Source organism: Mesorhizobium sp. P2_H9 (assembly GCF_056403215.1).
In genome coordinates, this window is the sequence record NZ_JBFUFX010000006.1 from 331739 (window position 1) to 345710 (window position 13972).

Genomic DNA, 13972 nt, shown 5'->3' on the forward strand with positions numbered 1-13972 from the left:
ATTTTTGCAAAACGCCGGGTGATCCACCTGGCCGCAAGCTGCTCTAGACGAGAAGACGACAGGGGTGCCATGGCTGGCCATTCACAGTTCAAGAACATCATGCACCGCAAGGGCCGCCAGGACGCGGTGCGGTCGAAAATGTTTTCAAAGCTGGCGCGAGAAATCACCGTCGCCGCGAAGAGCGGTACGCCCGATCCATCGATGAACCCGCGCCTGCGCCTGGCGATCCAGAACGCCAAGGCGGTGTCGATGCCGAAGGACAACATCCAGCGCGCCGTCAACAAGGCGTCGATGGGCGATGCCGAGAATTACGAAGCGGTGCGCTATGAAGGCTATGGCCCAGGCGGCGTCGCCGTCATCGTCGAGGCACTGACCGACAACCGCAACCGCTCGGCCTCGAATGTGCGCGCCGCCTTCACCAAGGCGGGTGGGGCGATGGGCGAAACCGGCTCGGTGTCGTTCATGTGGGACCGCGCCGGCGAGATTTACTATCCAGCCTCGGCCGGCAACGCCGAGAAGGTCATGGACGCGGCGATCGAAGCCGGGGCCGACGACGTGCAGTCGGACGAGGAAGGCCACACCATCTACTGCGCCTTTGAAAGCCTGGGCGAGGTGTCGAAGGCGCTGGAAGGCGCGCTCGGCGAGGCCGAGTCGGTCAAGCCGATCTGGAAACCGCAGACCAATATCGCCGTCGACGAAGAACGGGCACAGTCGCTGATGAAGCTGGTCGCCACGCTCGAGGATGACGACGACGTGCAAAGCGTCTACGCCAATTTCGAGGTCGACGACGAGACCATGGCCAAGCTCAGCGCGGCATGATCGAAACTCGAACATGAGCGATCTCCCAGCCATCCGCATCACCTATTGCACGCAGTGCCAGTGGCTGTTGCGGGCCGGCTGGATGGCGCAGGAGCTGCTCTCCACCTTCGGCACGGATCTCGGCGAAGTGACGCTGGTGCCCGGCACCGGCGGCATCTTCACCATTTCCTGCAACGACACGCTGGTCTGGGACCGCAAGCGCGACGGCGGCTTTCCGGACGCGGCAAAACTTAAGCAGCTGGTGCGCGACGTCATCGATCCGGATCGGGATCTAGGCCATTCCGACCGCAAGGGTCACACGCAAAAGGACCCCGCCTGAGGCGAGGTCCTTTTGCGTTTGCGACGTGCCATTTTCACACCAATGCGAAGATGAAGCAGGCCATCGCCACGATGGCGGTGATGGTGCGGACGTGGTTCCACATTACCCATTGGCTCAGATGGTTCGCCCAAACGGCGGCGCCGTTGGCGCTGGTCGGGTCGACGGCGGCGAGCGCATCGTTGAGCGGCACGTTGAAGATCATGGTCACGATCGGGTTGCCGATCAGGTAGATCACCGCCCCGGCAAGCAACCAGTACGAGCCGGACTGGCTCCAACCCATGATGGCGGCGGCGATCAGCACCACACAGAGCAGGCCGGTGCCGAAAAGCGCCGTCATGAAGGTCGGCGTGATCACCGTGATGTTGATCGAATTCATCGCGGCGATGCCCGTTGGGACGGGCAGCCGGGCAAGCGCCGCCATGATGAAATTGGAAAAGGCGAAAAACACGCCGCCGACGACGCCCGAGCCGATTGCGGCAATGATGGTGAGGGTGGGAAGAAGCTTGATCATCTCAGTTGCTCCAGATGCCGGTTGCGGCGGTTTCGGTTGCGTAGGTGGAGAAGTCTTTCGGCCCACGGCCAAGCACGCGCTGGACGCCGTCCGTGAGCGCCTCGTTGCGGCCGTCGAGCACTTCGGTGAACAGCTCGTTGAGCAGCCAGGCAAACTCAGGCGGCATGTCGTGCGCGGCCACCGAAGCCGTGAACTCGGCGTGCGAAATCCTGACAAAGCGGATGTCGCGTCCGGTGGCCCTGGCGATCTCGCCGACCGCGTCGGCGAAGCTCAGGAGTCGCGGCCCGGTCAACTCATAGAGCTGGCCGACATGGCCTGGCTCGGTCAGCGCGACGAAGGCGGCTTCGGCGATGTCGTCGGCATCGACGAAGGGTTCGCCGACATTGCTGACCGGCAAGGCCACTTCGCCTTCCAGCAAGGGCTGGACGAGAAAACCTTCGCTGAAATTCTGCGAGAACCAGGCGCAGCGCAGGATCGTCCAGTCGGCGCCAGAGGCTTTCGGTCTCGCCGCGCCCCGACAGCAGCACCAGCCGGGTGACACCATTGGCCACGGCGAGCCGGGCGAAGGCGTCGACGACTTCGGCGGCGCCCGGCACGGCAATGTCGGGGTAGTAGCTGATGTAGACGGCGGCGACGCCCTGCAGCGCCAGGCCCCAGGTCGCGGGGATTTCCCAGTCGAAGCGTGGGCTGCCTGCGCGCGAACCGATCCGCACCGGCGTGCCATCCGCGGTCAACCGCTCGGCAAGACGGCGGCCGGTTTTTCCGGTGCCGCCGAGGATCAGAGTTGGTTTCGATGTCGTGTCCGTCATCTCTGGTTCCTCTGTTTTGAGAATATGAGTAATCCTCACATTTGCAAAACGTGATAAACCCTCGTATTTTGCGAGTCAAGCCAATTTTCACGGTGATTCAGCTGAGCGCGTTTGTTGGAGACAGTCATGGAAGGCACCGCCCCACCGGCCAACGAACAGATCGCCTCGCCGCGCCGGGCGCCGAGCCAGCAGCGCAGCCGCGAGCGGGTCGAGCGCATGCTGGCCGCCGCCTCGGCGCTAATTGCCGAACAAGGCAGCGACGCCATGCGCATGGGCGAAGTGGCGGAAAGGGCAGGGGTCTCGATCGGCTCGCTCTACCAGTTCTTTCCCGACAAACGTGCGATCGTCTGGGCGCTGGCAGAGCGCCATACCGCCGAAAGCCAGGCCTGCATCGCGGCCGTTTTGGCCGATGTCAGTGACGCCGAGGGCCTGCGGCGGGCGTTTTCGGAGCTGGTGGATATCTATTACGGGCTGTTTCTGGCCGAGCCCGTCATGCGCGACATCTGGTCGGGCACACAGGCCGACAAGGCGCTGCGTGAACTCGAACTCGCCGACAGCCGAGCCAACGCCGAATTCCTCACCGCGGTGCTGAAGCGGCTGCGGCCGGCCGCCGATCTGGCGGCGCTGGAAACCACGGCATTTCTCATCTGGCAGATGGGCGAGGCCGCCATGCGGCTGGCGATCTCGGTCGAGCGAGATGAGGGCGACAGGCTGGTCGCCGCCTACAAGCGCATGGCGTTGCGGGAGCTTCTGCTTGAGTAGGGAGCGAAAGCTGAACCTTAGGCGCGGTAACAAAAAACCCGCCTCGAGGGCGGGTTTTTGATCTGCGACAAGGCCGATGCAGGCTTAGAGGCCGAAACCTTCGAAACGCTTCTTGAACTTGGACAGGCGGCCGCCGCGGTCGAGCAGGGTCTGCTGGCCGCCGGTCCAGGCCGGGTGGGTGGTCGGGTCGATATCGAGGTTCATCGTATCGCCTTCCTTGCCCCAGGTCGAACGGGTCATGTATTCGGTGCCGTCGGTCATGACGACCTTGATGGTGTGGTAATCGGGATGGATGTCGGTCTTCATTGTTCTGATCCTGGGCTTTGTTCGTGGCTTGCCGGAGCGGCCGACGGGCGCAAAGCCTGCGTCGATGCGCCCCTTTTTAAAACTCGAAGCCGCAGCTATTGAGGAGCCACGGCTTCTAAAACGGTCGGCGAGCCTATACATCAGCCGGAATTGAATCACAAGGCCGTGGCAGGCGCATATTGAATCGCCCACCCGGAAGCGGCCAGAGGAAACGGTCATGGCGGATATCAGCGGCGGGGAAGACGAGCGTCGGCGCTCGCTCGGGCCGCTGCGGCGCCTGTTTCCCTATCTCGCCCGCTACCGGAAAATGGTCATCGGCGCGGTCATCTCGCTGGTCGTCGCGGCGGCAACGACACTGGCGCTGCCGCTGGCCGTGCGGCGCATGATCGATCACGGTTTTTCGGCTTCCGATTCCAACTTCATCGCCGAGTACTTCGCCATGCTGGTGGTGATGGCTGCCTTGCTGGCGGCGGCGTCGGCCAGCCGCTACTATTTCGTCATCACGCTGGGTGAGCGCGTTGTTGCCGATATCCGCAGCGATGTGTTCCGCCATGTCACGACGCTGTCGCCGTCCTTTTTCGATACCTCCCAGTCGGGCGAGATCGTGTCGCGGCTCGCCGCCGACACAACGCAGATAAAGTCGGCTGTCGGTGCCACTGCCTCGGTGGCGCTGCGCAACGTCATCCTTGGCCTTGGCGCCGTAGCGATGATGGTCGTCACCAGCCCGAAACTGTCAGGGCTGGTCATTGCCGCCATTCCGCTGATCGTGCTGCCGCTGGTCGCTTTCGGCCGTTCGGTGCGGCGCAAGTCGCGGCTGGCGCAGGACACGCTGGCCAATGCCACGGCCTATGCCAGCGAGCAGATCGGCGCGGTGCGCACGCTGCAGGCCTTCACCAATGAGAAGCTGGTCACCAATCACTTTTCGGCTGCCGTGGAAGCCGCGTTCGACGCCGCGCGCGCCTCGGTCTTTGCCCGCTCCTTCCTCACCTTCTTTGCCATTTTCATGATCTTTTCCTCGGTGGTGGCGGTGCTGTGGTTCGGTTCGCGTGATGTGCTCGCCGGTACGCTCTCACCGGGCACGCTCGGCCAGTTCCTGCTCTATTCGGTGTTCGCCGCCGGCGCGCTCGGCGCGCTGTCGGAAGTGTGGGGCGAACTTGCCCAGGCGGCCGGTGCCGCCGAACGGCTGACCGAAATCCTCGCTGAAAAACCGGCCATCCAGGCGCCGGCCGATCCGAAGCCGCTGCCGGCGACGGCGAAAGGCGCGATCGGCTTCGATGACGTGTCCTTCTCCTATCCGGCCCGGCCCGATCGCGCCGCCGTCCATGGCCTCAGCTTCCAGGTCAAGCCCGGCGAGACGGTGGCGATCGTCGGTCCCTCGGGGGCCGGCAAGAGCACGGTGTTCTCGCTGATCCTGCGCTTCTACGACCCCGAAACCGGCAGCATCGTCATCGACGGCGTCGACGTGCGCGAAGCCGATCCCGCAGCGGTGCGGGCGCGCATCGCCATCGTGCCGCAGGACGTCACCATCTTTGCGGCGACCGCGCGCGACAATATCGGCTTTGGCCGGCCGGGCGCCAGCGAGGCCGAAATCGAGGCGGCAGCGAAAGATGCGCTGGCCGACGAATTCATCCTCAAGCTCGAGAAAGGCTATGACAGCCAGGTCGGCGAGCGCGGCGTGACGCTGTCCGGCGGCCAGCGCCAGCGCGTGGCGATCGCCCGCGCGATCCTGCGCGACGCACCGATCCTTTTGCTCGACGAGGCGACCTCGGCGCTCGACGCCGAAAGCGAGACGCTGGTGCAGATGGCGCTGGAGCGGCTGATGCAGGGCCGCACCACCATCGTCATCGCCCACAGGCTGGCGACAGTGCTGAAGGCCGACCGCATCCTGGTCATGGATGGCGGCCGCATCGTCGAGGAAGGCACCCATCAGAGCCTCGTCGCCAAGGGCGGCATCTATGCGCGGCTGGCCAAGCTGCAGTTCGAAACCGGGGCCAGCGCGTTCAGGGGCGCGGCGGAGTAGGCATGCGCATTTCGCCTATTTGCCTAGGCGTCCCCATATCGTTTGCGCAAATGCTCGGTGAAATGCGCGGCATTGAGCTTTTCGCCCGTGGCGCGTTCGAGAAGTTCCGGCGTCGACCAATGCGAGCCCTGCGACCAGATTTTCTTGCGGCGCCAGTCGTTGATGGCGGCGAAATCGCCCCTGGCAAGGTCGTCGTCGACAGAGGGATGGTCCTTCGTCAGCGCCGCCCATTGCTGCGCCGCCATTATGGCGCCCAGCGTGTAGGACGGGAAATAGCCGAAGGCAGCACCAGGCCAGTGCACGTCCTGCATCGGCCCGTCGGCCGGATTGTCGATGGTCGACAGGCCGAGATAGTCGCGCATCTTGGCGTCCCAGGCCTCGGGCAGGTCGGCCGCCTGCAGCCGTCCCGAGACCAGTTCCTGTTCCAGCTCGAAGCGCAGGATGACGTGCAGCGGGTAGGTCACCTCGTCGGCATCGACGCGGATCAGGCCGCGCTCGACCCGGTGCACATGCGGCAGGATGTCGTCGAGCGTCCAACTCTCGCCAAGATGTCGTTCGATCACCGGCAGCGCCCAGCGCCAGAATTCTGGGTTGCGGCCGAGCTGCTTTTCGACGAACAGGCTCTGGCTTTCGTGCACCGCCATGCCGCGCGCCTTGCCGAGCGGCCAGTGCGCCCATGCTTTCGGCAGGTTCTGCTCGTAGAGCGCATGGCCGGTCTCGTGCAGCACGCCCATCAGCGCCGACAGGAAATCGGAGGTCTTGTAGCGGGTGGTGATGCGCACGTCGCTGGGCACGCCGCCGCAGAACGGATGGTGCGACACAGACAGCGAGCCATGGGTGAGGTCGAAGCCGACCGCCGCCATCATGGCGAGGCCGAGTTCGCGCTGCCTGTCGATGGCATAGCTGCCTGAAAGCGGTTTTAGCGGGCGTTTCGCCAGTCGCTCTTCCTGCACCGCCAGCGCTTCAGGGACAAAACCCTTCAGAAAGGTCTTCAATTCGGCGAACACCGGCGTGATGTCGGCGGCGCGGTTGYCGGTATCATATTGCTCCATCAGCGCGTCATAGGGATCGAGGCCGAGCACGTCGGCGCGCAGCGCCGCCTCCTCACGCACCAACGCCACGATGCCTTCGAGCGCCGGCAGGAAGCCGGCCCAGTCGTTCTTGCCGCGCAGGTCGCGCCAGAGCTGTTCCGAGCGCATCCGGGCGACCGTCTGCCGCTCGACGAATTCCACCGGCAGGCAGGTCAGGTTGGTGTATTGCCGGCGCAATTCCCTGACCGCGGCCTGCTGTTCCTCGTTCAGCGTTTCCTGCTCGGCCGCCGCAATCCAGTCGGCGATCTCCGGCGCCGTCGCCTGTCGGTGATGCATGCCGGCAAGGGCCGACATCGCCTCGGCGCGCTTCTCGCCACCGCCGACGGCCATATGGGTCGCCTCGTCTGCGCCGAGGATGGCAAGCGCGTGCTCCAGCGCTTCGAGCCTGTGGCCGAGGTCATCGAGTTTCTGAAAGGACATGGGCTGCTTCCGGTGAGTTTGGACGGCGGGAAAAGATACCAACGCACGGCTATTGGCAACCCTCCAGGGCGGCTCTCGCCGATGCACCTTGCGGAAGAGATGGCGCGCGTGGAATGCTGGCGGACGGCAAAAGACCGCGATGGAGGGGAGACAAGATGATCGGCAACATTCTGGTCGGGCTGGTGGCCCTGATCCATGTCTACATCGTCTATCTGGAGATGGTGCTGTGGGACACGCCGCGCGGCCACAAGGCTTTCGGCCTGACGCCGGAATTCGCCAGCGCCTCGAAAGTGCTCGCCGCCAATCAGGGGCTCTACAATGGCTTTCTCGCCGCCGGCCTGATCTGGGGGCTTTGTCTCGGCGCCGCCGGGCTCCAGATCAAAGTGTTCTTCCTGCTCTGTGTCGCCATCGCCGGCCTCTACGGTGCGGCGACTGTCGGCAGGAAAATCCTGTTCATCCAAACGGTGCCGGCAGCGCTGGCGCTGCTGGCGGTGTGGCTCGGCTGGTAAAAAAGACGCCAGCGGGGCAACAGCCCCGAGGCGCCAGGCAGTCCCTTCCTTGTCCTTGCTCGGACGCTGTCAGCCGTTCGGATAGTTTCCGCCGTCCGAACCGTCACCCATGTTGAAGCCACTGCCGGTGTCGCTCAGCAGCCGCTGGTCGAGATTGTCGAGCCGGTGCAGCAACTGGGCGTATTGCGCCGCCGGTATCCTGCCATGGTCGGCGGCAGCGGTTTTTTCGGCGGCATGGCTGATATTGGCGGCCCGCTGGTGCAGCTTTTGCGCCTCGGCCGGCGTAATCGTGTTCGCCTGCCTTGCGTCGGCGATGCCCTTGTCGACGCCTTGCACCTGATCGATCAGCGCCGCGACGCGCGGACCGGTGAAATCGGTCGGTGCGGCCTCGTCAAGGGCGCCCTTGTGGTGTCCGGCGGCGTAGGCGCCGGCGAACGGAACAGCAATGAGAAGTGCTGCCAGAGTTGCGGTTTTAAGCGAGGTCCTGGGAGTGAAAGAGCGCATCGTGGCGTCTCCTTTGACTGTGGAAGGTGGCGACTGTCTCGCCCACGTTCCGGCCGCGGGCCGTCCGGTTCCGTCGCGTCGCGATGATGGGAGCCATCGCCGGCGGTTCTCGGCCCAAGGCGAACGCTAGGAGCGCTCTGCGGCAAAGTGTAATTAAAAAAAGATAATCTTTTCAGGCCTTGCCGGCCTAGGCCTGCGCCCTAGAGTTGAGCCGGCAAACAAATTCGCGTGATATCGCGTGAAGATGGATCAACGTTCGGTGAGCTTCAATTCGATGCGGCGGTTCTTGTTGCGCGCCTCTTCGGTGTCGGCGGGATCGAGCGGCTGGAATTCGCCGAAGCCGGCGGCGACCAGCCGGTTGGCCGGCACGCCGTTCTCGATCAGGAATTTCACCACCGAGGTCGAGCGCGCCGTCGACAATTCCCAATTGTCGCGGTAGCGGCCGGCGCCGGACAGCGGCTTGTTGTCGGTATGGCCGTCGACGCGCAGCACCCAGTTGATCTCCGGCGGGATCTCTTTTTGCAATTCGATGATGGCGTCGGCAAGCTTCTTCATCTCGACCTTGCCGGCCTCGTTGATCTCTTCGGAGCCTGTGGGAAACAGCACTTCCGACTGGAAGACGAAGCGGTCGCCGACGATGCGGATGTTCTCGCGGTCGGCGAGGATTTCGCGCAAGCGGCCGAAGAAGTCGGAGCGGTAGCGGTTGAGCTCCTGCACGCGCTGAGCCAACGCGACGTTGAGGCGGCGGCCGAGATCGGCGATCTTGGTGTTGGAGTCGCGGTCGCGCGTTTCCGACACGTTGAGCGCGTCTTCGAGCGCGCCAATCTGCTTGCGAAGTGCTGCGATCTGCTGGTTGAGGATCTCGACCTGGCTCAGCGCCTGTTGACTGATCTGACGCTGGCTGTCGAGTTCGCCGCCCAGCTGTATGGCACGCTGGTTGGCGGCGTCGCCGGCGCCCGCACCTTGTGCCAGCAGCTGTTCGAGCCGGCTCTTTTCCGCCTCTGACGCAGACAGCGATGCCTGCAGATTGGCGAGCGAATCATCCTTGTCCTGCGTCGTCGAGCGCTCCAGCGCCAGCAACTGGGTCAGTTCGTTGATCTGCGAGTTGAGGCGGGTGAGCGCCGTATCCTTGCCGGAGAGCTCGCGGCCGAGCAGGAATTGCGCCAGCACGAAAACGGTGAGCAGGAACATGATCGCCAGAAGCAGCGTCGACAGCGCGTCGACAAAGCCCGGCCAATAGTCGATGCGGCGATCGGTGCGCCGCTTGGCAAGCGCCATGTTAGTGGACCCCGGGCTTCTTCAGGGCGTCGGCGATTTTTTCCAGCGTGTTGCGCATCGCCTTCTGTTCGTCCGACTGGGCTTCGACCCAGTCGCGCATGATCTGCTGTTCCGAGCGCATGTTCTTGACCAGACCCGAAATGCCGTCGGCGAGATTGGCCATGGCGGTGGCGACGCGCGGATTGGAGCCGCCGTTCTCCTGCATGCTGCGCAGCCTTTCCGACAGCACGCGGATCTCGTCGGAGGATTCGGTCTTGGCCGGATCGGCGACGACGATGTCGGACGAGAGATCAGTGACCGAGGACAACCAGTTCTCAAGTTCGGTGTAGAAGCGGGTCTGGGCGCGGCCGGCCTGCAGGTCGAGGAAGCCGAGAACCAGCGAGCCGGAGAGGCCGAACAGCGAGGACGAGAAGGCGGTGCCCATGCCGGCCAGCGGCGCCGACAGGCCCTGCTTCAGCGAATCGAGCACGGCGGCGGCGTCGCCTGTGCCGGGATCGAGCGACTCGATGGTTTCGCGGATCGAGCCGATGGTGTTGAGCAGGCCCCAGAAGGTGCCGAGCAGGCCGAGGAACACCAGCAGGCCGACAAGGTAGCGCGAGGTGTCGCGGGTTTCGTCGAGGCGGGTGGCGATCGAATCAAGCATGGTGCGCATCGAACTGGTCGAGAAGGCCACGGTCGACGAGCGGCCGATCATCGCCTTCATCGGCGCCAGCAGCACCGGTTCGGTGGTTTCGGAGCCGGCACGGAAGGAATTGACCCAGCGCACTTCGCGAAACAGCCGTCCGACCTGGGCGAAGGCGAGCAGGATGCCGACCGCCAGCACGCCGACGATCAGGCCGTTCAGGCCGGGATTGCTGCCGAAGGCGGTCGAGATCTGGCGGGTCAGGATGGCGGCGATGAAGGCGACGATGGCCAGGAAGATGACCATGGTCAGCACGAAGACCTGCGGGCTCGACAGTTTGTGCGGATCGTAAATCAGGACATCAGAACGCCTGCCCATGCCGAAGGATCTGAGAAAAGCCATCCGTGCCCCGTTTCCGATGCTCTTTATTTGCCTTGACGCAATTCCGAACGGGAAACCGCTCACACTTTCCCTGGAACTGCTCCAGTGCCGCCGATCACGTAATTCGCGACTTTAAACGGAATTGTGACCAAATTGAATGGCGCCTGGCAATATTGCCGGAGAGCCTAGAACCGGTTGATGACCAGGCAGTCGACCATGGCGGCCAGATGCAGGCCGGCGCCGGTGACGACGAAGCCGTGCCACAGCGCATTGTGGAAGCGCAGGCCTTTCCAGGCGAAGAAGATGACGCCGCAGGAATAGACGACGCCGCCGGCAACGATGAGCGCGATCGATGTCGTCGGCAGTGTCTCGACGAGTGGCTTGGCCACGACGATACCGCTCCAGCCGATGGCGAGATAGAAGACGATCGCCAGCCTGTCGAAGCGGCCGGGAAGCAGCACTTTTATGGCGATGCCGATGGCCGCCGCGGTCCACACCAGGACGATCATCGAAACGGCCAGCGGCGAGGTGTCGAGCTGGGCGAGGAAAGGCGTGTAGGTCGCGGCGATCAGCAGGTAGATCGCGGCATGGTCGAAGCGCCTCAGGATCCATTTTGCCGGTGACGACACCGGCCACAGATTATAGGCCAGCGACACCGACAGCACGGTCAGCAGCGAAATCACGTAGAAGGCGGCGGCGACATATTCGCCGGGACCGGCATGGAAGGCGGCCAGCGCCAGCAATGCCGAACCGGCCGATATCGCCAGCACGATGCCCACTGCATGGACGATGCCGTCGGCGATCATTTCGGCGCGCGAATAGTGCCAGCGACCCACGAAAGGGATTTCAATCTGGGATTCTGGCCGCGCGTCCGTCATGAATGATCCTGCATCCCCCTTATCTGGGCGCTTGCCGGACAGTATTTCAAGCTTTGGTTGCGGTTTTGCGACCGCGGCGCTTCAGCGCGCCGGGATCCTTTGGGCGCCAAGGTCCTCAGCGCGGCGTGACCGGCTTCTTGATCGTCTTCAACAGCGCGCGGTGGATGACCTCGTTGCCGGCGACGACCGAGCCGGCGTCCAGCATGTCCTGGCCGCCATCCATGTCGGAGACAAAGCCGCCGGCCTCGCGGATCAAAAGAATGGCGGCGGCCATGTCCCAGGCCGACAGGCCAACTTCCCAGAACCCGTCCATGCGGCCGGCGGCAACATAGGCGAGATCGAGCGAGGCGGAGCCGAGGCGACGGATGCCGGAAACCTCGGCCATCACATTGCGCAGCTCGACGAGGAAATTGCCGTGCTGGCCGTGCCCGAGATGCGGCACGCCGCAGCCGATGACGGTGTCGACCAGCTTGGTGCGGCCGGCGACGCGCAGCCGGCGATCGTTCATGAAGGCGCCGCCGCCGCGTTCGGCGGTGTAGAGCTCGTCCATTGCCGGATTGTAGATGACGCCGGCGACGATCTGGCCCTGGCGCTCCAGCGCGATCGAGATCGCAAACTGCGGAATGCCGTGCAGGAAATTGGTGGTGCCGTCGAGCGGATCGACGATCCAGCGGTGCTGGCCGTCGTCGCCTTCGATGGCGCCACGTTCTTCCATCAGGAAGGCGTAACCCGGCCGCGCCTTCGACAGTTCGGCAAACAGGATGTCCTCGGCCTTGCGGTCGGCCTGGCTGACATAGTCGCCCGGCCCCTTCATCGACACTTGCAGGTTCTGCACTTCGCCGAAGTCGCGCGACAGCGAGCGGCCGGCCTTCATGGCGGCCTGGACCATGACGTTGAGAAGTGCGGAGCGTGCCATCGTTGTTCTTCCTGCTGCTGCGCTTTAAGCTTTGTTTCGATGCATGTCGGTGACCCAAAACCGGGGCCACTTTTGGGCGACATGCATCAGTCCGCGCGGCGTACGTAGGTGATTTCGTTGGTGTCGACGATGATGCGCTCGCCCGAACCGATGAAGGGCGGCACCAGCACGCGGATGCCGTTTTCCAGCACCGCCGGCTTGTAGGAGGATGCGGCCGTCTGCCCCTTCACCACCGGGTCGGCCTCGGTGATGGTCAGCGTCACATAGTCGGGCAGCGAAATGCCGATCGGCCTGTCTTCATAGAGCTGAACCGTGACCATCATACCGTCCTGCAGGAACGCAGCACGATCGCCGACGAAGTCCTTGTTCAATTCGAGCTGCTCGTAGCTCTGGGTGTCCATGAACACCAGCGCGTCTTCCTGCGCGTAGAGGAAGGAAAAATCCTTCAGGTCGAGCCGGATCTGTTCGACCGTCTCGGCCGAGCGGAAGCGCTCGTTGAGCTTGGTGCCGTTGATGAGGTTCTTCAGTTCGACCTGGTTGTAGGCGCCGCCCTTGCCGGGCTTGACGGTGTTGGTCCTCACCGCCACCCACAGGCCGCCATCGTGCTCGATGACGTAGCCGGGACGGATTTCGTTGCCATTGATCTTGGCCATGATGATTTTTGATCCGGAATGAGATGTTCGCCGCTGCGAATTTCGGCCTCCAAGACCACAAATCGCCTGAAGAGGCAAGGGAGGCCGCCTAGAGGGGGTAGGTCGGGGGTAGCCCAGGGGGTAGGCGTCAGGGCAGGCGGTTTGCCCTCTGCAACGCCTGCTTGGTCTGGTCGTCGGTCAGCCCTTGCAGGAAATCGTCCATCTCAGGATCGATAAGCCCGGCGCGGCGGGCAACGATGTACCAGGCGCCGGCGAGGATGAGATCCGGATCGGTGCCGATGCCTTGCATATAGAGTTTTGCGACGCGATTCTGGGCGGCGACATTGCCGCCCTCGGCAGCCTGTTTCATCCAGCCGAAGGCGGATTTCAGGTCGCGCGCGCCGCCACGTCCCTCGATCATCCAGGCGGCAAGATCGATCTGCGCGGTGTCGTAATTCTGCCGTGCGGCCTGCGCCAGCAGGCGGCGGGCCTGGGCGTCGTCGCGCGGCCTGCCGCCGGCGCCATTGGCATAGATCTGCGCCATCGCATATTGCGCATCGGCAAGGCCAGTGGCGGCGGCCCGCTCATAGTAGGAGACCGCCTTTGCGATGCCGGCATCACCGGGGTCCTGCTCGACCAGCAACTGTGCGAAATTGAACTGCGCCAGCCGATTGCCGGCCTCGGCGGCAGCCTGCATCAACGCGTAGGCTTCTTTCTCGTCCTTCTTGACGTAGCGGCCGTCGAGCAGCATCAGCGCATACTGGAATTGCGATTCCGGCACGCCCTGCTCCGCCGCAAGCGCATACCACTTGGCGGCCTCCGCCGCGTTGAGCGGCACGCCCAGCCCGCGCGACAGGATCTCGGCCAACAGCGTCTCGGCCGCCGGATCGCCATTTTGCGCGCGGGTCAAAGCGAGGTTGTAGGCCGTCTTGTAAAGCCCGCGCTGAAAGGCGCCGTAGGCCGGGTCCGACGGCTTGGCGCCAAAACGGTCGGGATTGATGGCGTCGGCTGACGGCAGCGGCGCCGGTTCGGCGGTGGTGGCGGGCTGTGGCAGCGGCTTGTCGATGGGTTTGTCGACGTGCACGCCGATGTCTGGCTTGGGCTGCGGTAGCGGAATGGTCTGCGCGGCGGTGGCGGCGCCCTGCATCATCAAGACCGCAATCAGGGCCTGGAGAGGAAGCATTGGCGAGGACAT

Annotated in this window: 15 protein-coding genes and 1 pseudogene; 5 read left to right on the plus strand and 11 right to left on the minus strand. The window is 64.1% G+C overall.

All coding sequences use genetic code 11. The features are described 5' to 3' along the window. The first annotated feature begins 69 nt into the window (after positions 1-69). Entirely contained in the window at positions 70-819 is a 750-nt protein-coding gene (locus tag AC1DXN_RS13935; RefSeq protein WP_477270626.1) for a YebC/PmpR family DNA-binding transcriptional regulator, read from the plus strand. Between the two features lie 13 nt (positions 820-832). Further along, a complete protein-coding gene (locus AC1DXN_RS13940; RefSeq protein ID WP_477270628.1) occupies positions 833-1138 on the plus strand; it encodes an Rdx family protein in 306 nt (101 codons plus the stop codon). A gap of 34 nt (positions 1139-1172) precedes the next feature. On the opposite strand, the gene AC1DXN_RS13945 is transcribed toward AC1DXN_RS13940, so the two are convergent. Then, the gene (locus AC1DXN_RS13945; RefSeq protein ID WP_477270630.1) at positions 1173-1649 is read right to left on the minus strand and encodes an anthrone oxygenase family protein; all 477 of its coding nucleotides are present in this window, start codon (positions 1647-1649) and stop codon (positions 1173-1175) included. 1 nt (position 1650) lies between these two features. Beyond that, positions 1651-2458, minus strand: a pseudogene (locus AC1DXN_RS13950) (Rossmann-fold NAD(P)-binding domain-containing protein). Positions 2459-2584: 126 nt separating this feature from the next. Here AC1DXN_RS13950 and AC1DXN_RS13955 point away from each other — a divergent pair. Continuing rightward, positions 2585-3220, plus strand: a complete 636-nt coding sequence (locus AC1DXN_RS13955; RefSeq protein ID WP_477270632.1) for a TetR/AcrR family transcriptional regulator — start codon at positions 2585-2587, stop codon at positions 3218-3220. A gap of 84 nt (positions 3221-3304) precedes the next feature. On the opposite strand, the gene rpmE is transcribed toward AC1DXN_RS13955, so the two are convergent. After that, on the minus strand, positions 3305-3526 hold the full coding sequence (gene rpmE, locus AC1DXN_RS13960) for a 50S ribosomal protein L31 (protein WP_006327661.1): 222 nt from the start codon (positions 3524-3526) through the stop codon (positions 3305-3307). 217 nt (positions 3527-3743) lie between these two features. Between rpmE and AC1DXN_RS13965 the strand changes: the two genes are divergently transcribed. Then, entirely contained in the window at positions 3744-5546 is a 1803-nt protein-coding gene (locus AC1DXN_RS13965) for an ABC transporter transmembrane domain-containing protein (RefSeq protein ID WP_477246073.1), read from the plus strand. A gap of 23 nt (positions 5547-5569) precedes the next feature. On the opposite strand, the gene AC1DXN_RS13970 is transcribed toward AC1DXN_RS13965, so the two are convergent. After that, entirely contained in the window at positions 5570-7057 is a 1488-nt protein-coding gene (locus AC1DXN_RS13970; protein WP_477421575.1) for a carboxypeptidase M32, read from the minus strand. 155 nt (positions 7058-7212) lie between these two features. Here AC1DXN_RS13970 and AC1DXN_RS13975 point away from each other — a divergent pair, with 155 nt between their 5' ends. After that, positions 7213-7566 (plus strand): DUF1304 domain-containing protein, encoded by a 354-nt coding sequence (locus AC1DXN_RS13975; protein ID WP_477270636.1) that lies wholly within the window; start codon positions 7213-7215, stop codon positions 7564-7566. Between the two features lie 69 nt (positions 7567-7635). On the opposite strand, the gene AC1DXN_RS13980 is transcribed toward AC1DXN_RS13975, so the two are convergent. The 7 genes from AC1DXN_RS13980 to AC1DXN_RS14010 form a co-directional block, all read right to left on the minus strand. Beyond that, the gene (locus AC1DXN_RS13980) at positions 7636-8070 is read right to left on the minus strand and encodes a hypothetical protein (protein WP_477270638.1); all 435 of its coding nucleotides are present in this window, start codon (positions 8068-8070) and stop codon (positions 7636-7638) included. A 249-nt stretch (positions 8071-8319) separates the two neighbouring features. Continuing rightward, complete coding sequence (locus tag AC1DXN_RS13985; RefSeq protein WP_477246081.1) at positions 8320-9348, minus strand: peptidoglycan -binding protein; 1029 nt, start codon at positions 9346-9348, stop codon at positions 8320-8322. Between the two features lies 1 nt (position 9349). Next, the gene (locus AC1DXN_RS13990; protein WP_477246083.1) at positions 9350-10372 is read right to left on the minus strand and encodes a MotA/TolQ/ExbB proton channel family protein; all 1023 of its coding nucleotides are present in this window, start codon (positions 10370-10372) and stop codon (positions 9350-9352) included. A 164-nt stretch (positions 10373-10536) separates the two neighbouring features. Further along, the gene (gene trhA, locus AC1DXN_RS13995) at positions 10537-11229 is read right to left on the minus strand and encodes a PAQR family membrane homeostasis protein TrhA (RefSeq protein ID WP_477246085.1); all 693 of its coding nucleotides are present in this window, start codon (positions 11227-11229) and stop codon (positions 10537-10539) included. A gap of 115 nt (positions 11230-11344) precedes the next feature. Continuing rightward, positions 11345-12145: an inositol monophosphatase family protein gene (locus AC1DXN_RS14000; protein ID WP_477246087.1), complete on the minus strand. Its 801-nt coding sequence runs from the start codon at positions 12143-12145 to the stop codon at positions 11345-11347. Positions 12146-12231: 86 nt separating this feature from the next. Beyond that, the gene (gene efp, locus AC1DXN_RS14005; RefSeq protein WP_477246089.1) at positions 12232-12798 is read right to left on the minus strand and encodes an elongation factor P; all 567 of its coding nucleotides are present in this window, start codon (positions 12796-12798) and stop codon (positions 12232-12234) included. A gap of 127 nt (positions 12799-12925) precedes the next feature. After that, positions 12926-13972, minus strand: coding sequence for a tetratricopeptide repeat protein (locus tag AC1DXN_RS14010; protein WP_477421577.1), 1047 nt, complete (start codon positions 13970-13972; stop codon positions 12926-12928).

Coding starts and splice junctions, on each gene's coding strand:
- AC1DXN_RS13935 (WP_477270626.1), top strand. CDS start 70: ATGGCTGGCCATTCACAGTTCAAGAACATCATGCACCGCAAGGGCCGC.
- AC1DXN_RS13940 (WP_477270628.1), top strand. CDS start 833: ATGAGCGATCTCCCAGCCATCCGCATCACCTATTGCACGCAGTGCCAG.
- AC1DXN_RS13945 (WP_477270630.1), bottom strand. CDS start 1,649: ATGATCAAGCTTCTTCCCACCCTCACCATCATTGCCGCAATCGGCTCG.
- AC1DXN_RS13955 (WP_477270632.1), top strand. CDS start 2,585: ATGGAAGGCACCGCCCCACCGGCCAACGAACAGATCGCCTCGCCGCGC.
- rpmE (WP_006327661.1), bottom strand. CDS start 3,526: ATGAAGACCGACATCCATCCCGATTACCACACCATCAAGGTCGTCATG.
- AC1DXN_RS13965 (WP_477246073.1), top strand. CDS start 3,744: ATGGCGGATATCAGCGGCGGGGAAGACGAGCGTCGGCGCTCGCTCGGG.
- AC1DXN_RS13975 (WP_477270636.1), top strand. CDS start 7,213: ATGATCGGCAACATTCTGGTCGGGCTGGTGGCCCTGATCCATGTCTAC.
- AC1DXN_RS13980 (WP_477270638.1), bottom strand. CDS start 8,070: ATGCGCTCTTTCACTCCCAGGACCTCGCTTAAAACCGCAACTCTGGCA.
- AC1DXN_RS13985 (WP_477246081.1), bottom strand. CDS start 9,348: ATGGCGCTTGCCAAGCGGCGCACCGATCGCCGCATCGACTATTGGCCG.
- AC1DXN_RS13990 (WP_477246083.1), bottom strand. CDS start 10,372: ATGGCTTTTCTCAGATCCTTCGGCATGGGCAGGCGTTCTGATGTCCTG.
- trhA (WP_477246085.1), bottom strand. CDS start 11,229: ATGACGGACGCGCGGCCAGAATCCCAGATTGAAATCCCTTTCGTGGGT.
- AC1DXN_RS14000 (WP_477246087.1), bottom strand. CDS start 12,145: ATGGCACGCTCCGCACTTCTCAACGTCATGGTCCAGGCCGCCATGAAG.
- efp (WP_477246089.1), bottom strand. CDS start 12,798: ATGGCCAAGATCAATGGCAACGAAATCCGTCCCGGCTACGTCATCGAG.
- AC1DXN_RS14010 (WP_477421577.1), bottom strand. CDS start 13,972: ATGTCCTCGCCAATGCTTCCTCTCCAGGCCCTGATTGCGGTCTTGATG.